General features: G+C 67.7%; 24 protein-coding genes and 1 riboswitch. Of the genes, 8 read left to right on the top strand and 16 right to left on the bottom strand.

Going from position 1 to position 22,197, the window contains the following annotated elements; translation table 11 throughout:
• The 4 genes from IRT45_RS30535 to IRT45_RS30520 form a co-directional block, all read right to left on the bottom strand.
• The coding region (locus tag IRT45_RS30535; RefSeq protein WP_194809274.1) for a phosphomethylpyrimidine synthase ThiC at positions 1–547 on the bottom strand (547 nt) is incomplete at its 3' end.
• A riboswitch (TPP riboswitch) is annotated at positions 544–670 on the bottom strand. Its footprint overlaps the gene before it by 4 nt.
• Before the next feature lie 39 nt (positions 671–709).
• On the bottom strand, positions 710–1,888 hold the full coding sequence (fahA, locus tag IRT45_RS30530) for a fumarylacetoacetase (protein ID WP_194809277.1): 1,179 nt from the start codon (positions 1,886–1,888) through the stop codon (positions 710–712).
• 8 nt (positions 1,889–1,896) lie between these two features.
• The gene (locus tag IRT45_RS30525) at positions 1,897–3,105 is read right to left on the bottom strand and encodes a homogentisate 1,2-dioxygenase (protein ID WP_194809273.1); all 1,209 of its coding nucleotides are present in this window, start codon (positions 3,103–3,105) and stop codon (positions 1,897–1,899) included.
• Positions 3,106–3,230: 125 nt separating this feature from the next.
• Complete coding sequence (locus IRT45_RS30520; protein WP_194809272.1) at positions 3,231–3,857, bottom strand: TetR/AcrR family transcriptional regulator; 627 nt, start codon at positions 3,855–3,857, stop codon at positions 3,231–3,233.
• Positions 3,858–4,146: 289 nt separating this feature from the next.
• Here IRT45_RS30520 and IRT45_RS30515 point away from each other — a divergent pair, with 289 nt between their 5' ends.
• Together IRT45_RS30515 and IRT45_RS30510 are read left to right on the top strand one after the other, a co-directional pair.
• Positions 4,147–5,973 (top strand): acyl-CoA dehydrogenase, encoded by a 1,827-nt coding sequence (locus tag IRT45_RS30515; protein WP_194809271.1) that lies wholly within the window; start codon positions 4,147–4,149, stop codon positions 5,971–5,973.
• A gap of 112 nt (positions 5,974–6,085) precedes the next feature.
• Positions 6,086–6,724, top strand: coding sequence for a hypothetical protein (locus tag IRT45_RS30510; protein ID WP_194809270.1), 639 nt, complete (start codon positions 6,086–6,088; stop codon positions 6,722–6,724).
• Here IRT45_RS30510 and IRT45_RS30505 read toward each other — a convergent pair.
• From IRT45_RS30505 to IRT45_RS30495, 3 genes are read right to left on the bottom strand one after another with little or no spacing between them, the layout of a single operon-like run.
• Positions 6,705–7,556, bottom strand: a complete 852-nt coding sequence (locus IRT45_RS30505; protein ID WP_194809269.1) for an exodeoxyribonuclease III — start codon at positions 7,554–7,556, stop codon at positions 6,705–6,707. The genes IRT45_RS30510 and IRT45_RS30505 overlap by 20 nt on opposite strands.
• A gap of 22 nt (positions 7,557–7,578) precedes the next feature.
• A complete protein-coding gene (locus IRT45_RS30500) occupies positions 7,579–8,568 on the bottom strand; it encodes an N-acetyltransferase (protein WP_194809268.1) in 990 nt (329 codons plus the stop codon).
• A complete protein-coding gene (locus tag IRT45_RS30495; RefSeq protein WP_194809267.1) occupies positions 8,558–9,148 on the bottom strand; it encodes a peptide deformylase in 591 nt (196 codons plus the stop codon). Before IRT45_RS30495 ends, IRT45_RS30500 begins: the two co-directional genes overlap by 11 nt.
• Positions 9,149–9,274: 126 nt before the next feature.
• On the opposite strand from IRT45_RS30495, the gene IRT45_RS30490 reads away from it, so the two are divergent.
• The 4 genes from IRT45_RS30490 to IRT45_RS30475 all read left to right on the top strand — a co-directional run bounded on the left by IRT45_RS30490 (position 9,275) and on the right by IRT45_RS30475 (position 12,241).
• A complete protein-coding gene (locus tag IRT45_RS30490) occupies positions 9,275–9,652 on the top strand; it encodes a DUF3263 domain-containing protein (RefSeq protein WP_194809266.1) in 378 nt (125 codons plus the stop codon).
• A 54-nt stretch (positions 9,653–9,706) separates the two neighbouring features.
• Positions 9,707–10,276 (top strand): LytR C-terminal domain-containing protein, encoded by a 570-nt coding sequence (locus IRT45_RS30485; protein WP_194809265.1) that lies wholly within the window; start codon positions 9,707–9,709, stop codon positions 10,274–10,276.
• Between the two features lie 116 nt (positions 10,277–10,392).
• A complete protein-coding gene (locus IRT45_RS30480; protein ID WP_194809264.1) occupies positions 10,393–11,082 on the top strand; it encodes a superoxide dismutase family protein in 690 nt (229 codons plus the stop codon).
• A gap of 13 nt (positions 11,083–11,095) precedes the next feature.
• Positions 11,096–12,241 (top strand): glutamate--cysteine ligase, encoded by a 1,146-nt coding sequence (locus IRT45_RS30475; protein WP_194809263.1) that lies wholly within the window; start codon positions 11,096–11,098, stop codon positions 12,239–12,241.
• Positions 12,242–12,262: 21 nt separating this feature from the next.
• On the opposite strand, the gene IRT45_RS30470 is transcribed toward IRT45_RS30475, so the two are convergent.
• A complete protein-coding gene (locus tag IRT45_RS30470; protein WP_194809262.1) occupies positions 12,263–12,952 on the bottom strand; it encodes a TetR/AcrR family transcriptional regulator in 690 nt (229 codons plus the stop codon).
• Between the two features lie 65 nt (positions 12,953–13,017).
• Between IRT45_RS30470 and IRT45_RS30465 the strand changes: the two genes are divergently transcribed.
• Complete coding sequence (locus IRT45_RS30465; RefSeq protein WP_194809261.1) at positions 13,018–13,971, top strand: oxygenase MpaB family protein; 954 nt, start codon at positions 13,018–13,020, stop codon at positions 13,969–13,971.
• Here the strand turns inward: IRT45_RS30465 and IRT45_RS30460 are convergent.
• Together IRT45_RS30460 and IRT45_RS30455 are read right to left on the bottom strand one after the other, a co-directional pair.
• Positions 13,893–14,234 carry an alpha/beta fold hydrolase gene (locus IRT45_RS30460; protein ID WP_194809260.1) on the bottom strand — a complete coding sequence of 114 codons (342 nt, stop codon included), beginning with the start codon at positions 14,232–14,234 and terminating at the stop codon, positions 13,893–13,895. The two genes, IRT45_RS30465 and IRT45_RS30460, sit on opposite strands and share 79 nt — an antisense overlap.
• Positions 14,235–14,328: 94 nt before the next feature.
• The gene (locus tag IRT45_RS30455) at positions 14,329–14,634 is read right to left on the bottom strand and encodes a hypothetical protein (RefSeq protein ID WP_194809259.1); all 306 of its coding nucleotides are present in this window, start codon (positions 14,632–14,634) and stop codon (positions 14,329–14,331) included.
• 219 nt (positions 14,635–14,853) lie between these two features.
• Here IRT45_RS30455 and IRT45_RS30450 point away from each other — a divergent pair, with 219 nt between their 5' ends.
• On the top strand, positions 14,854–16,128 hold the full coding sequence (locus tag IRT45_RS30450) for a phosphatase PAP2 family protein (protein WP_194809276.1): 1,275 nt from the start codon (positions 14,854–14,856) through the stop codon (positions 16,126–16,128).
• Positions 16,129–16,133: 5 nt separating this feature from the next.
• On the opposite strand, the gene mnhG is transcribed toward IRT45_RS30450, so the two are convergent.
• The 6 genes from mnhG to IRT45_RS30420 are packed head-to-tail and all read right to left on the bottom strand — an operon-like array spanning position 16,134 to position 22,092.
• Complete coding sequence (gene mnhG / locus IRT45_RS30445; protein ID WP_194809258.1) at positions 16,134–16,490, bottom strand: monovalent cation/H(+) antiporter subunit G; 357 nt, start codon at positions 16,488–16,490, stop codon at positions 16,134–16,136.
• Entirely contained in the window at positions 16,487–16,747 is a 261-nt protein-coding gene (locus IRT45_RS30440) for a monovalent cation/H+ antiporter complex subunit F (RefSeq protein ID WP_194809257.1), read from the bottom strand. The genes mnhG and IRT45_RS30440 overlap by 4 nt, the downstream gene beginning before the upstream one ends.
• The gene (locus IRT45_RS30435) at positions 16,744–17,262 is read right to left on the bottom strand and encodes a Na+/H+ antiporter subunit E (RefSeq protein ID WP_194809256.1); all 519 of its coding nucleotides are present in this window, start codon (positions 17,260–17,262) and stop codon (positions 16,744–16,746) included. The genes IRT45_RS30440 and IRT45_RS30435 overlap by 4 nt, the downstream gene beginning before the upstream one ends.
• Positions 17,259–18,875: a Na+/H+ antiporter subunit D gene (locus IRT45_RS30430; protein WP_194809255.1), complete on the bottom strand. Its 1,617-nt coding sequence runs from the start codon at positions 18,873–18,875 to the stop codon at positions 17,259–17,261. The genes IRT45_RS30435 and IRT45_RS30430 overlap by 4 nt, the downstream gene beginning before the upstream one ends.
• Positions 18,872–19,255, bottom strand: coding sequence for a Na(+)/H(+) antiporter subunit C (locus tag IRT45_RS30425; RefSeq protein ID WP_194809254.1), 384 nt, complete (start codon positions 19,253–19,255; stop codon positions 18,872–18,874). Before IRT45_RS30425 ends, IRT45_RS30430 begins: the two co-directional genes overlap by 4 nt.
• On the bottom strand, positions 19,252–22,092 hold the full coding sequence (locus IRT45_RS30420) for a Na+/H+ antiporter subunit A (RefSeq protein WP_194809253.1): 2,841 nt from the start codon (positions 22,090–22,092) through the stop codon (positions 19,252–19,254). Before IRT45_RS30420 ends, IRT45_RS30425 begins: the two co-directional genes overlap by 4 nt.
• Positions 22,093–22,197 lie beyond the last annotated feature (105 nt).

Below are 22,197 nucleotides of genomic sequence, written 5' to 3'. Positions count from 1 at the left end.
TGTTCTTACCGGTGGACAGGTCCATGATGGTGTCGGCGCCCCAGCGGGTGGCCCACACCATCTTCTCCACCTCTTCGGCGATCGAGGAGGTGACCGCGGAGTTGCCGATATTGGCGTTGATCTTCACCGCGAACTTCTTGCCGATGATCATCGGCTCACATTCGGGGTGGTTGTGGTTGGCCGGGATCACGGCCCGCCCGGCGGCCACCTCGTCGCGAACCAGTTCCGGCGAAACACCTTCGCGCGCAGCGATATACCGCATCTCGGCGGTGATCGCCCCGGCTCTCGCCCAGGCCAGCTGAGTACGTGGTCCCGGCACGTCCGGTTCGGCCCAGCCGGCGCGGAGCTTCGGCAGTCCAGCCTCCAGGTCGATCGTGGCCGAATCGTCGGTGTACGGGCCGGAGGTGTCGTAGACGTCGAAGTGTTCGCCGTTGGTCAGGTTGATCCGGCGGACCGGGATGCGCAACGTCGTCCCGTCGGCGTCGATCTGCTCGTAGTGCTTTGCGCTGCCCGCGATGGGGCCGGTGGTGACATGGTTCGACGACATGTGAGCTCAATCCTCCCTACGCCGGCATTACCCGGTCAGGTTCGTACGGTCGACGGCCCTGAACCGCCCGAATGGGCTAGCCGTCCTCTCAGCCCGCTGGTGCGAGCCCCCGTTGGCACGATGTGGTACCCGGCCGAGAGTACCGCGCGACTGTCGGGCGCGTCACTGCCCCTCGAACCAGGCGGGCAGGATCTGCCCGCGAACCTCACCCAGTTCGATCCGTCCGCCGGCCGGGCCCGGCGCGGTGGCGGTGATGACGACGGTGTCCCCGTCGGCGAGGAAGGTGCGCGGCGAACCGCCGACATCGACGGGTTCGGTCCCGTCGGCCGATAGTTCGATGAAGGATCCGCTCTGCCGCCGCAGCGGGCCGGAGACGGTGCCCGAGGCGAACAGATCGCCCGGGCGGGTACCGGCGCCGTTGACGGTCAGGTGAGCCAGCATCTGCGCCGGGGACCAGTACATGGTCCGGTAGGGCGGGGCACTGACCTCCACCCCGTTCCAGCACACCCGGATATCGATATCGAGGCCCCAATTCTGCTGTCCCCGAAGATAATCCAGCGGTTCCGGCTCCTGTCCGGGTAGCGGCACCCGTGCCGCCTCCAGGGCGGCGAGCGGCGTGATCCACGCGGCGGCGGAGGTGGCGAACGATTTGCCGAGGAAGGGACCGAGCGGCTGTCCCTCCCAGGCCTGGATATCGCGGGCGGACCAGTCGTTCACCAGCGCGACGCCGAAGACGTGGTCGGCGAAGTCGTCGACCGGGACCGGTATGCCGAGTTCGGATCCCACGCCGACCACGAAGCCGAGTTCGGCCTCGATATCCAGCCGTCGCGAGGGTGCGAAAGTCGGTGTCGCCGTGCCGGTTCGAATCTGTCCGCACGGCCGCCGCACCGGCGTGCCGGAGACCACCACGCTGCCCGCACGTCCGTGATAGCCGACCGGCAGATGACGCCAATTCGGCAGCAGCGCTGCACCGTTCGGCCGCAGGAAGCCGCCCAGCCGGGTGGCGTGGTCGATACTGGCGTAGAAGTCCACGTAGTCGCCGATGGATATCGGCAACGTCAGCCGCACCGAATCCAGCGAATGTATCGCTTCGGTGGGCAGCGGACCGCGCACGGCTTCCCGTAACCGTTCGCGTACGCTGTGCCAGCGGACCGGACCCTGCGCGAGGAAGCCGTTCAGAGTCGGTTGTGTGAAGATCGAATCATCCAGCAGCGCAGCGATATCCAGCACCTGCACGCCGAGCCGGACGCCGACGCGGAACGGCCCGCCGGATGGTGCGAAGACTCCGTACGGCAGGTTGTCCGGTCCGAAGGGGTCGTCGTCGGCCACGTGCAACCGCACCCTCGCGTTCACGCCCGCTCCGAGCTCGGCCCGCGCCCCGACCAGGTCCACGCGTAGTCCGGATCCTCGCAGGCCAGGGCGCCCTCGCCGAGCCCCAGCGGACGGAAGGTATCGACCATCACCGCCAGTTCGTCGAAGAATTCCACGCCGATACTGCGTTCGTAGGCGCCCGGCTGCGGACCGTGCGCATATCCGCCCGGATGCACCGAGATCGAACCCGGTCCGATACCGGAACCGCGGCGGGCTTCGTAGTTTCCACCGCAGTAGAACAGGATCTCGTCGGAGTCGACATTGGAGTGGTAGTAGGGCACCGGAATCGACAGCGGGTGGTAGTCGACCTTGCGGGGAACGAAATCGCAGATCACGAAGTTGGTGCCCGCGAAGGCCTGATGCACCGGGGGTGGCTGATGAACACGGCCGGTGATCGGCTCGAAATCGGCGATATCGAACCGGTACGGGTACAGGCAGCCGTCCCAGCCCACCACGTCGAACGGGTGATCGGCGTACACCATTCGGGTGCCGAGTATTTCGGCGCCGGGCCGATGTTTCACCAGCACCTCGACCTCGGTGCCGGACTCCTGCAGCGGTTCGGCCGGACCGTGCAGATCCCGCTCGCAGTACGGCGAATTCTCCAGGAATTGGCCGAATGCGGACAGATACCGCTTCGGGGCGGTGATGTGTCCGGTCGCCTCGATGACGTAACCGCGCAGCGGTTCCGGTCCCTGCGGCCGCCAGCGATGCGTGGTCGCCCGCGGCAGCAGCACGTGATCGCCCGCGTGCACCGGCAGCCGCCCGAAGACGGTATCCACCACGCCCGATCCGGATTCGACGTAGACCAGTTCGTCACCGATCGCGTTGCGGTACAAGGGGGATTCCCGCAGCGCCGCCACATAGGAGATCCGCACGTCGTCGTTGCCGAGGATCAGACGGCGGCCCGTCACGACATCGGTCTGCGCGAGCACGGACTCGGGGAACAGTTCGTGCAGCCGCAGGTGCCGGTGCCGCAGCGGATGGTTCGGCACGGTCCGCGAATTCGGCGGCCGCCACGCGGAGGAGTCGACGATCGCCGGCGGCAGGTTGCGGTGATACAGCAGCGACGAGTCCCCGGTGAAGCCTTCCTCGCCCATCAGCTCCTCGTAGAGCAGCTGCCCCCGTTCGTCACGATGCTGGGTGTGCCGCTTCGGCGGTAGGAAACCCAGTTGCCGATAGAACGCCATACCGCTCTCCCGCCGGGTCGCTGGTCGAATGGACGCCGATTCCCATTTTAGCTAGACCGATTGCCGGAGAGTGCGGACTTTCATCGGCAGATCAACCAGTCGAGCGGCGGTTTCGCGGCAGTCGCTCAGGCCGAGCGCAGCGCCCGGTAGACCGCCGCGCCGACGAAGGCGCCCAGATCCTGCGGCGTCCACGTGTCGCCCTCGGTCACCAGTGTGCGCACCGCGCCCTCACCGGCGGATACCCACAGCTCCACCAGCGCGGGCAGTTTGCGCTCCGCGTCGACGGTTCCCCACGCCTCCAGGGTGGGCCGCAGCCGGCGGGTGCACCGCTCGACCGCGAAGCTGCGCCCGCGCCCGAACGAACTCGCCACCGCCGGATCGGGATTGCCGTGCAGCAGTTTCCAGGTGTCGGGACGTTTGGAGACGGTCTCCAGCAGGGCGCGGAAGCCCTCGATGAAGACCTCTTCGTCGGCCTCGACCCGGCGCGGTGGCAGGGCATCCATGATCCCGGCCAGCAGCAGCCCCTCCTCGCGCTGGATCAGGGCGTTGATGAGTTCGACGCGGTCGGCGAAGCAGGCGTAGACCACCGGCCGGGTCACGGCCAGGCGTTCGGCCACGGCGGCGATGGTGACGGCCGCGATGCCCTCGTCCGCCGCGATGCGCAGCGCCGCGTCCAGAACCTGCGGGCGTCGGCGTTCGGGGCCGAGATGCTGGGCCCGTTGACGCGGTCGCACCGCGGATTCCGAAGCCATGGCGAACAAGATAGCAGTGGTAGAGGCCGATTATGCCGGTCGCATCGTGCCGCTACCGGGCAGGTGGGCGGGCCGGGTCCGGCCGATCGCGGATATCGGATGCGAGCATATTCCGAGCAAATCTCCGCGACGCGGCGCACGATTGAGGAAAGTGAATCGCGGATGGACTGGTCCGCCCGCATAAGTTACCCCGAATTCTCTAGTCTCGGCCGGTTACGGTTGCGTAAGTGAACCCGGGTACGGCAACCTCCGACGGAGAACATCCCACGACGGCTAGGAGGCCCTGAGCGTGTCGCACTACAAGGCGAACATTCGGGATATCGAGTTCAACTTGTTCGAGGTGTTGGGGATCGGCGCGCTGCTGGAGGCCGGCGCGTACGGCGATCTGGATACCGAAACCGCACGCGGAATGCTCACCGAGGTGCAGCGGTTGGCCGAGGGGCCGGTAGCCGAATCGTTCGTCGACGCCGATCGCAATCCGATCTCGTTCGATGCCGCCGCGCACGAGGTCGTCGTGCCCGACCCGCTGCGCAAGACGGTCGCGGCGGTCAACGAGGCCGGCTGGTCCGGGCTGGGCATGCCCGAGGAGATGGGCGGCGTCGACGCCCCGTCGCCGCTGATCTGGGCGACTCAGGAAATGCTTGTCGCGGCGAACAATTCGGCCAGCTTCTTCAACATGGGCCCGCTCATGCACCAGGTGCTCTATCGCGAGGGCACCGAGGAACAGCGCCGGTGGGCCGAGCACGCCTGGGAAAACCGCTGGGGCGGAACGATGGTGCTCACCGAACCCGATGCCGGATCCGATGTCGGCATGGGCCGCACCAAGGCCGTCCAGCAGCCCGACGGCACCTGGCACATCGAAGGTGTGAAGCGTTTCATCTCCGGCGGTGACGTCGGCGATACCGCCGACAACATCTTCCACCTCACCCTGGCGCGGCCCGAGGGCGCCGGCCCGGGTACCAAGGGCCTGTCGCTGTTCGTGGTGCCGAAGTACCTGTTCGACTCGCAGACAATGGAATTGGGCGAGCGCAACGGCGTGCTGGTGACCAATCTCGAACACAAGATGGGCATCAAGTCCTCGCCCACCTGCGAGTTGACCTACGGCGGCGACAAGCCCGCGATCGGTTACCTGGTCGGCGATGTGCACAACGGCATCGCCCAGATGTTCAAGGTCATCGAGAACGCGCGCATGATGGTCGGCGTGCTGTCGGCGGGCACGCTGTCCACCGGATACCTGAACGCACTGGAGTACGCGAAGTCTCGCGTCCAGGGCGCCGACCTGACCCAGATGGCCGACAAGGCCGCCCCACGCGTCACCATCACCCACCACCCGGACGTGCGGCGCAGCCTGGCGCTGCAGAAGTCCTATGCGGAGGGCCTGCGTGCGCTCTACCTGTACACCGCGGCGTACCAGAACGACGATGTGGCACAGGCGAATTTCGGCGCCGACCCCGATACCGCCGCGCGGGTCAACGACCTGCTGCTGCCGATCGTCAAGGGCGTCGCCTCGGAACGGGCGTACGAAACCCTCACCGAGTCGCTGCAGACCCTCGGCGGATCGGGATATCTGCAGGACTACCCGATCGAGCAGTACATCCGCGACGTGAAGATCGACTCGCTGTACGAGGGTACGACCGCGATCCAGGCGCAGGACTTCTTCTTCCGCAAGATCGTTCGCGACAAGGGCGTGGCGCTGGGGCATGTCGCCGGGCTGATCCAGCAGTTCGCCGAGAGCGAGTCCGACACCCTGAAGGCGGAGAAGACGCTGCTGGGCGCCGCGCTCGCGGATGTGCAGGCGATGGCGACCACGCTCACCGGTTATCTGGTGGCCGCCGCGCAGACGCCGGAGGAGATTTACAAGGTCGGCCTGGGTTCGGTGCGTTTCCTGCATGCCGTGGGCGATCTCGTCATCGGCTGGCGGCTGCTCGCGCAGGCTCAGGTCGCGCAGGCCGCGCTGGCCGGACAGCCGTCGGAGAAGGATCGGCTGTTCTACACCGGAAAGGTCGGTGTCGCATCGTGGTTCGCCAAGAACCAGCTGCCGCTGCTCAGTGGTGTGCGGGCCGTGGTGGAGAACCTCGACACCGACATCATGCAGTTGGAGGAGGGCGCCTTCTAGGCCGAAGAGCTCGCACCGCGCCCACGGCCGGCCGGGAAAACCCGGCCGGCCGTGGCGTCTTCGTGTCCGACTCGCCCGCGTGCGGTACCCGAATGCGGGTACAACTGTCGGCATGGTGTTCCCGATGGCCTTCGGCTGGATCCAGGCATTGCTGGCGGTGCTCTTCGTCGTCGCGATCGCGATGCTGGTCACGGCCGTCATCCGCGCCCGGAAAGCGGGCTGGCGCAGGCATATCGGGCGCGGCGCGAGCGGGCTGGTGGTGCTGCTGGTGGCAGTCGTCCTGCTGTGGGCGGTGACGCTGCTGCAGACCTACCTCGGGCTGACCGGTGAGGTGAAGGCCGCACACGTCGTCGTGAAAAGCGTTGCGGGCCACGACCATACTCTCGATGTGGAGCTCACCCTCTACGGCGACGGCCATCACGACGAGACCCACCAGACCTATCGGATCGAGGGCGATCTGTGGGTACTACAGGCCGATATCGTGGAATTGGAGCCGTGGGTCAACGCGCTCGGCTTCCATTCCGGCTACAAGGTGACCCGGCTCTACGGGCAGCGGCTCGACGGTGCCGCGGTGAGTCAGCACCAGACGATGCTGAACGGTGGCGACGGTGACTTCTTCACCGATATGCGCGATCACAGCTGGTACACCGAACCGTTCATCCGCTCGGCATACGGCAACGCGGTGATCGCGATGCCCGGCAGCTACGACGTCTACATCTCCCACGACGCCATCAAGACCCGGCAGAGCTGACCTCCGGCCCGGTCTGCTGCTCCGAGAATTCGACCACCACGGGCGCGTGATCGCTGGCGCCCTTGCCTTTTCGCTCCTCGCGATCGACCCCGGCGTCGGCGGCGCGGGCGCTCAGCGCGGGTGAGGCGAGGACGAAATCGATGCGCATACCTTCCTTGCGCGGAAAACGAAGCTGGGTGTAGTCCCAGTAGGTGTAGACACCCGGACCGGGGGCGAACGGGCGCATCACATCGGTGAAGCCCGCCGCCACGACGGCCTCGAACGCGGCACGTTCCGGCGCCGAGGTGTGCGTCTTGTGCGCGAAGAATTCCGGCGACCACACGTCGTCGTCGGTGGGGGCGATATTCCAGTCGCCGCACAGCGCGATCTGCGCCGACGGATCGGCCCGCAGCCACGCCTTCCCGGAATCACGCAGGGCCGCAAGCCATTCCAACTTGTAGGTGTAGTGCGGATCGGTCAGCGTGCGCCCGTTGGGTACGTACAGGCTCCACACCCGGACGCCGCCGCAGGTCGCGCCGATCGCCCGGGCCTCCACCACCGGCGCGCTCAGCAGCGAGGCCTCGGCGTCCTTGTCGAATCCGGGCTGGCCCGGGAAGGTGACCTCGACGTCGTCGATACCGACGCGCGAGGCGATCGCCACCCCGTTCCACTGACTGAATCCGGTGTGGACGATCTCGTAGCCGGCTTCCTCGAACCGCTCGGCCGGGAACTGGTCGTCGCGGCATTTGGTTTCCTGCAGGGCCAGCACATCGATATCGGCGCGGTCCAGCCACGACACCACCCGATCCACGCGAGATCGAATCGAATTCACATTCCAGGTGGCCAACCGCATGCAGCGAGATTAGTCGGCCGGTTCACTCCCGCCGGTGGCGGCCCGCGTCGGGATCCGGGGCGGCGTAGCGGTAGGTGTGGTGGTCCACGAAGCCCATGTCCCGGTACATCGCGAGGGCCGCGGCGTTGTTCGCCTCCACCTGGACGTAGGCGTGGGTGGCGCCGCGTTTGTAGCCCCAGTTGATCAGCTCGGCGCAGACGAGGGTGCCCAGGCCGTGGCGGCGGTGTGGTGCGGCGACCGCGAGACAGCTCAGCCCGATCCAGCGCCGGCCGTCGGGGGCGGTGGTGAGGGCGCCGCGGCCGATCGCCAGCGGGGTCGGCAGACCCAACGCGGCGAAACCGAGATCACCGTCGCGGACCGCGGTGAGCACGTCGGTGTCCGGCAGCGGCGCGGCCACGTCGACGGTGTCCTCGCCGCGGTGCCGGTGCAAGTCCAGCCACGCCGGATGCGGACCCTCGTCGATGCGGACCATCGACGGACCCCGCGGCAGGACGAACGTGGAGATATCGACGCCGAGCACCATCGTCTCGCCCCAGGTGAGCCAGCCCGGCGGCACCGGCGCCAGGCGATCGGGGAGCCGAAGTTGCAGCGGCAGGCCGTGTTCGGTGTACCACTCGCCGATACGGTGCAGCGTGCGCATGTCGAGCGCGGCGTTGCGACCCGATTCGCCCAGCGGCACAGCGGAATTCGCGCGATGGGTGTACCCGTTGCCGATGCTGCACAGCCAGCCGTCGAACCAGGCCCGTTCGAGTCCGGGCCAGCCGTCGACGGCCGCCGCTTCCAGCGCGCGGATCTCACCGATCCGAATCGGCCGCGGGCCCAGCGCTTTCACCGCCACCACCCGATCGGTGGCGATGGTCACCACGGTGCCGTCGGCGGTGCGGACCTGCACCGGATCGGGTGCCACGAGTTCGCCGATCACATCCGTGAACTGCTGTGGATAACCCTCGGGCAGGCGGTACCGCACCACCACCCGGCGCCCGGTCGGGATATCGGGACGGTCAGTCGTCATGTCCGAACGGATCCGGCACCTCGCCCGGCACCCAGCTCGAACCCGGTGTGCCCCAGCCGTTGCGCTTGATCGCCTTCTTCGCGGCGCGGGCGTTGCGGCCGATCAGCACGTCCACATAGAGGAACCCGTCGAGGTGGCCGACCTCGTGCTGGAGCATGCGGGCGAAAAAGCCCTTGCCCTCGATGGTGACCGGCTCGCCGTGTTCGTCGGTGCCGGTGACCCGCGCCCACTCCGCGCGGCCGGTGGGGAACTGCTCACCCGGAACGGAGAGGCAGCCCTCCTCGTCGTCGTCGGGATCGGGCATGGTTTCGGGGATCTCGGAGGTCTCCAGCACCGGATTGATCACCGCGCCGCGCCGCCGCCGCACCGAACCGTCGGGCTGCACATCGGGGCAGTCGTAGACGAACAACCGCAGCGATTCACCGACCTGATTGGCGGCGAGCCCGACTCCGTTGGCGGCGTCGAGGGTTTCGTACATGTCCGCGATCAGGCCGGCGAGTTCGGCCGGCGACTGCGACACCTGCTGTGTCGGGTTGTGCAGCACCGGATCGCCGACGATGCGGATCGGGAGAATCGCCATGGTGGCACACTTTACGCGGCGCCGCGTGTACGGCCCGACACGCCGTACGACGCCTCGGTGAACGGGTGTGCCGCGTGGTTGAATGACGACGACTGTCGTCCGTTGTTGATTCGGCGAGGGAGCGATATGGACAGCGCAGCGGCCCGGAATCTATCCGCAAGCGAGGACAGCTCCGCGAGCGAAGAGATCGTGGCAGCGGTCGGAGGCGCCTCCGGCGCGGTGGTCGAGGCGGCCCCCGAGGGTGGCGTGGTCGACGGTCTCACCCGCCGCGAACTGGAGATCCTCGATTTCGAGCGCAAGTGGTGGAAGTACGCGGGCGCCAAGGAAGAAGCCATCCGGGACCTGTTCGCGATGTCGGCCACCCGCTACTACCAGGTCCTGAACGCCGTCGTCGACAAGCCCGAGGCGCTGGCCGCCGATCCGATGCTGGTGAAACGGCTGCGCCGGTTGCGGGCCAGCCGGCAGAAATCGCGGGCGGCGCGGCGGCTGGGCTTCCAGGTCTGACCGGCGGATGTCCGATGCGCGCGCTCGCTCATCCCTGCGACTAGGGTCGACACCGTGAGCAACCCGAATCCGCCCTCCGGTGGACCGCCGCTGCGAGCATTCGCGATGGTGCTGATCGCGCTGGCCATCGTCTTCGCGGGCCTCGGCGCGATGGCGCTGTCGAATTCGACCTCCGATTCCGCTGCCGCGGAGACCTCGTCGGATACCGAGACGACGGCCGCCCCGGTCACCACCACCCGCGCCGCCGCCACGACGCCCTCGACGACGGCGGCCACGACCACCGCGGCACCGGCGACCACGCTCACGACGACCACCGCGGCGCCGACCAGCACCGCGGCCGGTGTGGACAAGACCGTCCCGGTCCGAGTGCTGAACAACAGCACCGTCGCCGGCCTGGCCTCCAAGACCGGGAGCCAGCTCACCGCGGCCGGCTTCGACGTCACCGAGACCGGCAACTACCCCGGCGGTGTGATCGCGAAAACAACTGTCTATTACGGAAATTCCCCGCACGAACGGGAGACGGCCCAGGCGATCGCGAATGAGCTGGGCGTATCGGCCGAGCCGCGTTTCGCCGGAATCGCGGACTCGCCGCCGGGCGTCATCGTCATCGTCACCGGTAACTAGAACCCAACCGAGCCCCACCAGTGCGGTGCACAACGGCTCTGGCATCATCTTGTCCGGTAAGGAATCTGTTCAACCAGCACTACTCGTAAACTCGGTACTCGTAAAGGAGTTCTCCGATGGCCCCCTCCGCAACCCGTCGCCCGTCCTGGCGGACTGTGACCCCGATGCTGGCGATCGCGGCTTTCGGCCTGGTCGCATGCAGCAACAGCCAGGAGTCGAGCGACGTCAAGGGGACCACCCCCGCGGTGTGGACCGGTACCGCCGGTCCGGCGGAGAACTCCGGCACCGGCGCCGAGCAGAACCCGCCCTCCGGCGATTCGGTGTCGGTGCAGTTGAAGGATCCCTCGGGCGCGCAGGTCGGCACCGCCACCATCGCCAAATCGGGCGACAAGTTGCAGATCACCGTCGACGCGCACGGCCTGCAGCCGGGCTTCCACGGCCTGCACATCCACCAGAACGGCAAGTGCGAGCCGAACTCCACCGCCCCGTCCGGCGGCGCGCCGGGCAACTTCCTCTCGGCCGGTGGTCATCTGCAGGTGGGCGAGTCGAACGCCCATCCGTCCAGCGGCGATCTGACCTCGCTCGAGGTCGGCAAGGACGGCACCGCGAAGCTGGTGACCACCACCGACTCCGTGACGCTGGACCAGATCAAGGGCAAGGCGCTGATGATCCACGCCGGCGCCGACAACTTCGGCAACATCCCGAACCGCTACCTGCAGGCCAACGGTGGCGCGCCCGGGCCCGATGCCGAAACTCTGGCAACCGGCGACGCGGGCGGCCGGGTCGCCTGCGGCGTCATCGGGTAAGAGCGGATTCGTCATGGGTGGGGCTGGCTCTCGAACGGTTCCCTGGAACAGCTCGCCCCGCCCGACGCTGGGCGTCGAATGGGAGATCGCGCTCGTCGACAAACAGACGCGCAATCTCTCCAATACGGCCGCCGCGGTCTTCGACCAGGTCGGTGATCTGCGGGCGCCCAACGGTCCGCCGCACGTCACCAAGGAGCTGCTGAAGAACACGGTCGAACTCGTCAGCGGTGTCCACGACACCGTCGGCGAGGTGGTCGACGAGATGCACACCACGATGGACACCGTGCGCGCGGCCGCCGACCGGGTCGGTGTGGATCTGTTCTGCGCGGGCACGCATCCGTTCGCCCAGTGGTCGACCCAACAGCTGACCCGCTCCGAGCACTACGACGAACTGATCAGCCGCACCCAGTGGTGGGGGCGTCAGATGCTGATCTGGGGTGTGCACGTGCACGTGGGAGTCTCGCACCCGGAGAAGGTCTTTCCGATTCTCAACACGCTGCTGCTGTCCTATCCGCATCTGCTGGCGCTGTCGGCGTCCTCACCGATGTGGGCCGGCATCGACACCGGGTACGCGAGCAATCGCGCCCTGATGTTCCAGCAGCTGCCGACCGCCGGATTGCCGTTCCAGTTCGAGAACTGGTCGCAGTTCGAGTCGTTCGTGCACGACCAGATGAAAACCGGTGTGTTCGAACAGCTCGGCGGTATGCACTGGGATATCCGCCCCGCGCCGAAGTGGGGAACCATCGAGGTCCGTGTGTGCGACGGAATCCCCAGTCGCTTCGAACTGTCCGCACTCGTCGCGCTGATCCACTGCCTGATCGTGGATCTGGATCGCCGGGTGGAGGCGGGGGAGACCATGCCCACGCTGCCGCCGTGGCATGTGCAGGAGAACAAGTGGCGCGCAGCGCGTTACGGCCTGGACGCGATCATCATCACCGACTCCGACAGCAACGAGCGGCTGGTCACCGACGACCTGATGGATCTGCTGGACCGTTTGCAGCCCACCGCGAAATTGCTGCAGTGTGAGAACGAACTCGCGCGGGTGCCCGATATCGTCGAACGCGGGGCGTCGTATCAACGGCAGCGGCGAGTGGCCGCGGCCGCGCAGGGCGATCTGGTCGCCGTGGTGGACGCCCTGGTCAAGGAACTGAACAGCTGAGTCGGGCGGGCTGTAGCCGGCTCAGCGGGGCGGCGCGGCGGGGGTGATGGCGGTGCCGGCCAGCAGTAGGGCCGCGATCAACTCCGTGAGATGAGTTCGGGTGCAGCGGAATTCGCCCCGTATCCAGGCGGCCACCAGTTCCAGCGTGCCGCTGACGACGGCGTAGGCGGTCATATCCAGGTCGAGCGGGGCGGTGGCCGGATCGGGTGGGCGTAGTTCCCGCACCACGGCGGCCATGGCGGCGGCGATCTCGCGCTGCGTGCTGAGCCGGCCGCTCTGCAATGCGGCATCGGAGTGGGATGCCAGGACGAGTGCCTGCCGCCGCGGGTCCGCGACGAGGAATCCGAGCGCGGCATCGGCGGCGGCGCGGACCTGTTCGTGCAGATCCGGCCCCGCGGCGAGAGTGGCCGAGATCACGGTCGCGATACCGTCCGCGGTGAGCTGCCCGGCCAGGGCCTGTACCAGGACGTCGCGATCGGCGAAGTGTTCGTAGAAATAGCGGTCGTTCAGGCGGGCCCGGGCGCAGACCGCGCGCTTGGTCACCGCACTCGCGCCGCCCTCGGCGAGCAGGTCCAATGCCGCGTCGAGCAGGGCGGTGCGGCGCCGTTCCCGGCGTTCGGCGGCGCTGATCCCGCCGTATGCGCGCACCGCGCGACCTCGGGACTCCGCATCCGCGTTCATGATCTTGACCACCGCTCTCTTTTGGTGCACTCTGACACCAGAATGATTTGTGGTGCCGCGTGGCACCACACTAGTCGGAACAAGGGAGTTCTGTGATGACCTGCCCCGTGTCTCACGAGACGCCGACGCGGGAGGCCGCGGCGTCCGGGCGCACCTGCGCTGCCACGCACAGCGCCGCCGTGGAACGGTTCGAGCGGGTGGCCGGGTCGGTCTTCCTCGGGCTGTTCGGTGTCGCGCTGTACGACCAGACCATGCTGCCCGCCGTCTCGGCCGCGCTGGAGGTCACCGGCCGGGTCCGCGACGAACCGTGGGGGCGGGCGCGGCGCACCGCGGCGGCCGATCAGATCCTGTACCAGGCGGAGGAGGCCGACCGACTCGCCGAGGCCGAGCGGTTGCTGCGCCTGCACCGCGATGTGAAGGGAGTCGGCTCCGACGGCGTGCGGTATTCGGCGCTGGCGCCGGAGTCGTGGAACTGGATCCTGTACTCCGCCTTCTTCGTTCAGTACCACGCCTACCGGACGGTCACCGGCGACGAGCCCACGGCCGCCGACGATCAGGCGATCTGGGACGCCTTCCGGGCGAGCACCGAGCCGCTGCATTTGCCCGGCCGGTCCACGCCGATCGCCGACTACCGAGAGATGGTCGAGCACTACGACCGCGTGGTCGCCGAGCAGCTGCGCCGCACCCCCACGCTGGCCGCGGCCACGGGCGCGATCGACGCGGCGCCGCGGCCGGATTTCCTGCCGCCGATCGCCGAACCGCTGTGGCGGGTGGCTGCCCCGTTCATCCGGCACGTGATCATCGTGCTCGGATGCGGCATCATGCATCCGCAGGTGCGCGAGCTCATGCCGTATCCGTGGACGCGACGGAAGGAGCTCGAATTCCGGGCTCTTGCCACAACATTGCGTGTGGCCTACCGCGCGTTGCCCGCTGCGGTGACCGATACCGCCTTGGCTCGCAATCGCCGTCGTTACCGCAAGCTGGTCACGAAATACCGAGGGATGGGCCTGAATTCGTTCGCTCCGGACCTGGTGTCGGCGCGGCGCTGAATCGCACGCGACGCCATGGCGTCCAGCCAGGCGGCCGTATCCTCGGCCATCGCCGCATAGGTGATCGGCCCGGGCACATCGGCGGTCCTGCCGTGTCCGCGTCGCTCCGGGACGTACACCCGATAGTGCCGGGCCAGCTCGCCCACCTGCTGTCCCCACGACTCGGCCGTCCCCAGCCCGCCGTGCAACAACACCACCGGCGCACCGTCGCCGTGCACCTCGTAGTAGGTCCGCAACCCGCCCGCGTCGATATATTCACCCATTCGTGCAGTCTGGTCCGAACGCACGGTTCGCGTCGCACGCCTGCTCGGGATGGGACGGAGCTCACCGGATTCTCCGCGCGTCAACGGCTTTCGGTTATCGCTGGTGGCCGGCGCGCTGGAATTCCCGCCAGGCCTTCTGGGTTTCGGTGAGTTTCGGGCGGGGCGTCCGGTTGCGGAAGAAGTTCACCACCATCGTCACCGGAACGATGAACGCGTGAAAGAAGATCAGGTACGAGCCGCCGTCGAAGAGGAAGGCGAGATAGAAGGCGTAGCCCAGGAAGAGGCCGCCGAAGATGCCGTTGAAGGATCGTGACGCGCTGCTCTGACCCTGCTGCACCGACGCCATGGCGATCATGACGATCCCGCTGATCGCGAGCAGGGCGACATACCAAGTGAACATGGTTCGAACTGTGGCAGCGCGGCCCTGGCAATCGCTTACGGAAAAGTTGTCGTGGCGAGCGCCCCATGACAATGGCGCAGATCACATCCGTCGCCGACGTTTCCGCTGTGCGAGGGGCGGCGTTCATCACCTGTTTACGATGATCGGGTGCTGCTCGATGATCCGCGTTCCGACTTCGGTGACGCTCGCCGTGGACGGTTCCGGAAGTGGTCGCCGCACATCGGGGTCCGAGTGCTGGTCATCGCGGTACCGGCGCTGCTGATCGGGTTGCAGATCCTGGCCACGCGCAACAACTTCGAGGGCCCGCTGCACAGCCTCTGGGAGGATTTCGCCGGGACGCCCAAATCGGTCTCCGTGCCGTGGGCGGGCCTGGCCCTGGCGCTGGTCGGATTGTCCTGGCGGTGGCGGTTTCTCGCCGTGGGTGTGGCGGTGATCGTCGATGCCGTCTGCGCGACGATCCGCGTGCTGCTCGGCGGTCCGCTGACCGTCGGCAACGGCGCGGTCATCGCCCTCACCGCGGTGGTGCTGATCGCCTGGCTCGGCTGGGAGGGTAACCGCAAACGCAATGCCCTGCGGGCGGCGGCACTCGGATCGCTACTGATCATCGCCACCAAGATCGGTGACGTGTGGCTGCATTTCACGGTGGTGGCCGGCCCGGACGTCCGCGACCGCTATCTGGTGCTGGCCGATCACGCCTTCGGTGAACCCGCCTGGGTGATGGGCCGGGTGATCGACGCCCTCGGACCCGTGGTCTACGGCGTACTGCATTGGGTCTACATCGAATTGCCGGTGGCCGCGATGGTGGTGGCGGTCTGGCAGTTGCGCAAGGTGGTGCGCACGGGGGTATGGCCCCGGCACTATCTGGTGCGCACCTTCCTGGTGCTGGGACTGGTCGGCCCGGTGATCTACCTGATCTTCCCGGTCGTCGGGCCGATGTTCGCCTTCGGACCGGACGGACACGGCCTGCAGGTCGGCAACTATTGGCCGCATCTGGTGCCGCCCACCGACTACCACCCGAAGCCGATGCCGTTCGACCGCTACACGCCGCGCAACTGCATGCCCTCGATGCACACCGCCTGGGCGACCGCCGTTTTCCTGCACACCCGCCGCGACAACGACGGTGCGCCCGCACCCCGCTGGGTGCGCTGGCCCGGCACGTTCTGGCTGCTCGCGACACTGTCGGCCACCCTGGGTTTCGGCTATCACTACGGCGCCGACCTGCTGGCCGGGGCCGTGCTGGCCCTGACCGTCGAATCGGTGTTGCGCGCACCCGAGCGCGGCTGGGACCGGGCGCGCGCACTGCTGGTGGGCGCCGGATTCACGCTGCTGATCGGGTTGCTGCTCGCCTACCGGTATCTGGCGGTGTGGATGGCCGAATATCCGCTGCCCGCCGGGATCATCGCGCTCGGTGTGTTCGCCGGATTCGTGTCGGCGTTCTATCGCACCTGGTTCGCGCGCACGACCACGGACGTGGCCGAACCGGTCGCGGCGTAAGGATTTCAGTCGTCGGGGAGGTCCTCGTCGCCCATTTCGTTGATCAGCAGCAGTCCGTCGCGGTGGCGTTGCTCGCGGTAGGCCGTCCGGCCGACCAGGTGGGCGATGGCCGGTGCGGTGACGAGGGTGAACAGGCCGACGAGCACCAACATCCAGACATTGGGATGGCCGCGCAGCTGGATCGCCGAACCGATCAGCATCAGGATCAGTCCGACGACCTGAGGTTTCGTCGCCGCATGCATGCGCGAGAGGGTGTCGGGAAAGCGCACGATCGCGACCGCCGCGGTGGCGGCGAGGAATGCCCCGAACAGGATGGTCCCGTACGACAACCAGATCAGCGCGGTATGGAAGAGGCCGCTCATTTGTCGTCCCGCACCCGGAAACGCGTGACCGCGGCCGACCCCAGGAAGCCGACCAGCGACAGCGCGACGATGCCCGGCACCACCGTGGTGTCGTCGCTGTAGGCGGCCCACACCGCCAAACCCGCCGCGGCGATGCCGACCAGCGAATCGATGCCGACCACCCGGTCCAGGGTGCCGGGACCGGCCACCACCCGGAAGGAAGTGAAAGCCGCGGCGGTCGCCAGGAGTATGCCCGCCACGATCGCGACAAAGGTCATGAATCTACCTCCTGTTTGTTGCCTTCGAAGGCCCTGATCAGCAGGCCCTCCAAGCGGCGGGTGATGTAGTAGAACTTCTCGACCGCGTCGTCGCTGCCGACATCGAGCACATGCACCCACGCCACCCCGGCCACCCGGTCCAGCTCCAGCACCATCGTGCCGGGGATCAGATTGAGCACGTCGGCGCACAGCACCATCACCAGATCCGAGTCGATCGCGAGCCGCACCCGCAGCACACCCGAGACCGGCGCACCGGCCGGGCGTACCGCGAACCACGCGATCTGCACACTGGATTCGATCGCGTAATAGGCGGTGAGCGTGATCAATTCGAGCAGTGGCAGCACCCGTAGCCCGCCGTTCACCGGAACCCGCGGCAGCGGCAGCAGCACCATGATCAGAATGCCGACCACCAGCCCGGCGAGCAGATTCGCGACGCTGGCGTTACCCCACAGGGCGGTGTAGACGACGGCGAGCCAGATCAGCACGCCGATGCGGACCAGTCGTTCCCGTGTCATCGGTGGCCTCCCGACTGCCATGTCTCCGGCGGCCCGAGCACGGTGTCCAGATACCGGTGCGGATCGTTGAGATCCTCGGCCGCGCGCTGGCAGATGCCCAGGATCGGGCCGGCGAACACCGTCAACGCGACCCCGACCACGATCAACGCCGCCGTCGGAGCCACCATCAGACGGGGCATGCGGCCGGGGTCGACGCGGTCGTCGAACAGCACATCGGTGGATTCGTCGATGAGCGCCGAGGGAGCGGCATCGGCCAGCTCACCCTCCGGGGCCTGGACGCGCGGCCGCCAGAACGCTTTGCTCCACACCCGCGCCATGACGTACAGCGTGAGCAGGCTGGTCACCACCGCGCCGGCGATCAGCATCCAGGCCAGCACACTTCCGTCGGCGGCACCCGCCTGCAACAGCCGCACCTTGCCGATATATCCGGAAAACGGCGGAATACCACCGAGATTCAGCGCCGGAATGCCGAACAGCAGGGCCAGCGCCGGACTCGCGGCCAGCAGACCGCCCAACCGGCTCAGCGACGCCGATCCGGCCTGCCGCTCGATCAGGCCCACCACCAGGAACAGCGTGGTCTGGACCAGAATGTGATGCACCACGTAGAACACCGTGCCGGTGGTGCCGCCGACGGAATTCAGCCCCACGCCGAACATCAGATAGCCGATATGGCTGACCAGTGTGAACGACAGCAGACGTTTGATATCGCTCTGTGCGATCGCACCCAGGATTCCGATCACCATGGTGAGCAGGCCGCACACCAGCAGCACATCGTCGAAGGTGCCGGTCGGCAGCAGCAGCGCGTGCACCCGGATGATCGCGTACACACCGACTTTCGTCAGCAAACCCGCGAAGACGGCCGTCACGGGCGCGGGCGCGGTGGGATACGAATCCGGCAGCCAGTTCGACAGCGGGAACACCGCGGCCTTGATGCCGAAAGCCACCAGCAGCACCGCGCAGATCGCGCCGCGCACGCCCAGCGGCACCGTGCCCATCCGCACCGACATATCGGCCAGATTGAGAGTGCCCGTCGCCGCGTACGCCAGCGCGATGCCGGTGAGGAAGATCAGCGACGACACCATCGACACCATCACATACGAGACCCCGGCCCGGACCCGGTCGGCGCTGGCGCCCAGCGTGAGCAGGACGAACGAGGCGGCCAGCAGCACCTCGAATCCGACGAACAGATTGAACAGGTCACCGGCCAGGAAGGCGAGCGAAACGCCCGCGCTCAGAATCAGATACGTCGGCTGGAAGATCGAGGTCGGCTGGCGTTCGGTGCCGTCGCTGATGCCCTGCCCGACCGCGAAGATCAACACCGCGAGCAGCACGATCGACGACACCAGCAGCATGCCCGCCGACAGCCGGTCGACCACCAGCGTGATGCCGATCGGGGTCTCCCAGCCGCCGACCTGCACCGCGCCCATGCCGTCGCGGTCGGCCAGGTACAGCAGCGCCCCGGAGATCGCGACCACCGTCGTCAGCGCCGCAACCGAAATCGCCTGCTGCACGCGTGCTTTACGACCCACGATCAGGGTCGCGGCCGCGGTGAGCAGCGGAATCAGCACCGGGAGGGGGCAGAGCGCGGGGAGCAGACCGGGAGACGGGCTCATCGCTCGGGATCCTCGCCCTCGCGCTTCGCCGCGACCTTCACGTCCTCGGGGTCGTCCTCGACCTGTTCCGTGGTGGTCAGCGCGAAGGCCCGATAGGCCAGCGCGAGAACGAATGCGGCCAAACCCATGGTGATGACGATCGAGGTGAGGATCATCGCCTGCGCGAGCGGATCGGCCGGATCGTGATGTCGCCGATCCGATTCGCCGAGGATCGGCGGCCGCCCGTCCGGGCCGCTCATGGTGAGGATCAGCAGGTTCACCGCATTGCCGAACAGGATCAATCCCAGCAGCATCTTCGACACCGCGCGTTCGAGCACCAGATACACCCCGCAGGCGACCATGATCCCGACCAAGGCCAGCATGGTGATGTTCGCGCTCATCGCATCCCTCCCTTCGTCGAAGACGTCGTGCCGTCCAGGAATTCGATATCGAGGCGCGCGCCCAGACTGCGCAGCACATCCAGCACCAGACCCACCACGATCAGATACACGCCCAGGTCGAACAGCATCGCGGTGACGAATTTGATGTGCCCGAGCACCGGCAGCGTGACCTCGATGATGGCCGAGGACAGCGGCGGCGCGCCCAGCAGCAGCGATCCGGTCGCGGTGCCCGCCGACAGCACCAGTCCGGCGCCCAGCACATGTCCGGCGTCGACCGGCAGCGCCTCGGCCAGTTCGTAGCGGCCGCCGGCCAGATAGCGCAGCACCAGCGCCAATCCGGCGGTGAGACCGCCCGCGAATCCGCCGCCCGGGGCGTTGTGCCCGGCGAAGAAGAAATACGCCGAGAGCACCATGATGGTCGGGAACAGCATCCGGGTGGTCATCGCCATCACCATCGACCGGTCCCGCGGCGCGACCAGCGGACTGGCTCGCAACCAGTAGGACCGCTCTGGATCGGGGGTGTAGCCGGGGGCCTCGGAGACGCGCGGGAGGGTGCCGAACCGGCGGCTGCGGAACATCAGCGAGGCGACACCGGTGGCCGCGACCACCAGCACCGAGATCTCGCCGAGGGTGTCCCACGCCCGGATGTCGACGAGCAGCACGTTCACCGCGTTCTTCCCGCCGCCGAAACTGTATGCCGCGGAGGGGATTCGATGCCAGATCGGTTCGGTGCTGCGGGCCGCGGTGGCGAAGGCCGCCACGATCACCACCGCCGCTCCGACCGCCGCGGACAGGATGGCGCGGCGCACCTTCAGGTCGGCGGTGCGGATGGGTTCGATCTCGGCGGAGAACTTTCGCAGTACCAGCACGAAGATCACCAAGGTCAGTGTCTCGACCAGGAATTGGGTGAGGGCGAGATCCGGCGCGCCGTGCAGGGCGAAGATCACACCGCAGCCGTAACCGGTGACACCGACGAGCAGCACGCCGGCGAGCCGGTTGCGCATGACGGTGGCGCCCAGGGCCATCGCCGCCATCACCAACGCGATCACCAGCTGCAGTGACGAATCCCACGCCCGCACCGAGATGCGCGAACGCGCGCCGATGAACAGCACGGCCACCGGCAGCACCACGACCGTGGTCAGGATCAGGCCCTGATTCAGCGGCAGCGAACCGCGCTGGGTGGCACCGGTCATGCGCAGCGACAGCTGATCCATCGCGCGCAGCACGGCGTCGTAGACCCGGTCGGCGTTACCGAGGCGTGGATTCACCGATTCGCCGATCCGGTCGCGGATCTCGAACAGCACCAGACCGCAGGCGATGGCGATCAGGGTCAGAGTCAGCGGGGTGCCCCAGCCGTGCCACAGCGCCAGATGCGCCTCCAGCGGCCCGAGGGTGCGGGCATAAGGCGAGAGCAGCCGGTCCATCCAGGGCGACGCGAGACCCGCGGCCAGCGAGGCCGCGGCCAGTACGGCCGGCGGCGCGACGAACAGCGCGCTCGGCCGATGCCAGGGCGGCTCCGGTTCGGGCACGCCCTCGGTGGCGCGTGCGGTACCGAACGCGCCCCACACCATGCGCGCGCTGTAGCCGACGGTGAACATCGACCCGAGCACGATGCCGATGGCGACGGCGATCCGAACCGGCGCGCTCAGAGTGCCCGCGTCCAGTTCGGCGGCGAAGGCGCTTTCCTTGCCGACGAAGCCGAACAGCGGCGGAATCGCGGCCATACTCAGCGCGGCGACCGTCGCGACCGCGCACAGGACCGGCGCGCGCCGGCCGATGCCGGAGAGCCGGCGCAGATCGCGGGTGCCGGCACTGTGGTCGATGATGCCGACCACCATGAACAGACACCCTTTGAACAGCGCGTGCGCGACCAGCAACGCCGCACCGGCCAGTGCCGCCTGCGGGGTTCCGGTGCCGACCAGCACCAGCATGAATCCGAGCTGGCTCACGGTGCCGAACGCGAGCACCAGTTTCAGGTCGTAGACCTGCAGCGAACGCAAACCGGCCAGCAGCATCGACAGGATCCCGAGCGTGAGCACGATGGGATGCCACACCGGTGCCTCCGACAGCCCCGGGGCCAGTCGCGCGACCAGGTAGATACCGGCCTTCACCATCGCGGCGGCGTGCAGATAGGCGCTCACCGGGGTGGGCGCGATCATCGCGCCGGGCAACCAGAAGTGCAGCGGCACGATCGCCGATTTGCTCAGCGCGCCGATCAGGATCAGCACCACCGCGACATTGGTCGACCAGTCGTGCGGATCGGCCCGCGCCACCACATCGGACAGCAGATAGCTGTCACAGCGCTGCCCGAGCAGGACCAGGCCCACCAGCATCGCCAATCCGCCCGCGGCGGTGACCAGCAGCGCCTGCAATGCCGCGCGACGGCCGGTGCTCTGCTCGGCGTGATGGCCCACCAGCAGGAACGACAGCACCGTGGTGAGCTCCCAGAAGGTGAACAGCACCAGCATGTTGTCGCTGACGACCAACCCGAACATGGCCCCGGCGAAAGCCACCAGATAGCCGGCGAAAATGCCCAGGCGGGCGCGATCATCATCGTCGAAATACTCGGCGCAATAGGCCAATACCAGCGCGCCCACGCCCAGGACCAGCACCGACATGATCGAGGCGAGGCTGTCCAGGCGCAGATCGAGATTCATGTGGATCTCCGGGGCCCAGGTGATGCGGACCTCGGCCCCGCTGTTCCAGTTCGCGATCACCCACACCAGCCCGGCCAGCGGCGCCAGCGCGATCGGGTAGAACCCGCGCCTTCCCCATACGCGCACAGCGGGCGGTGCGAGCAGGGCGGCGCAAGCATGGGCTAGCAGGATGGCGAGCAAACGTCACTCCGTCGGTCGGCGGCGGGGTGGTGGCGTCCCGATCCTACTGCTGACTCCGAACTTCGGTGGCCACGGCCGAATCCGGCGCGGCCCGGAACGCGACCT

Origin of the sequence: Nocardia sp. BSTN01, from assembly GCF_015354405.1 — a bacterium.
Classification (GTDB): Bacteria; Actinomycetota; Actinomycetes; order Mycobacteriales; family Mycobacteriaceae; genus Nocardia.
The sequence above is the reverse complement of the archived record's forward strand: the minus strand, read 5'-3'. Positions and strand labels throughout refer to the sequence as shown.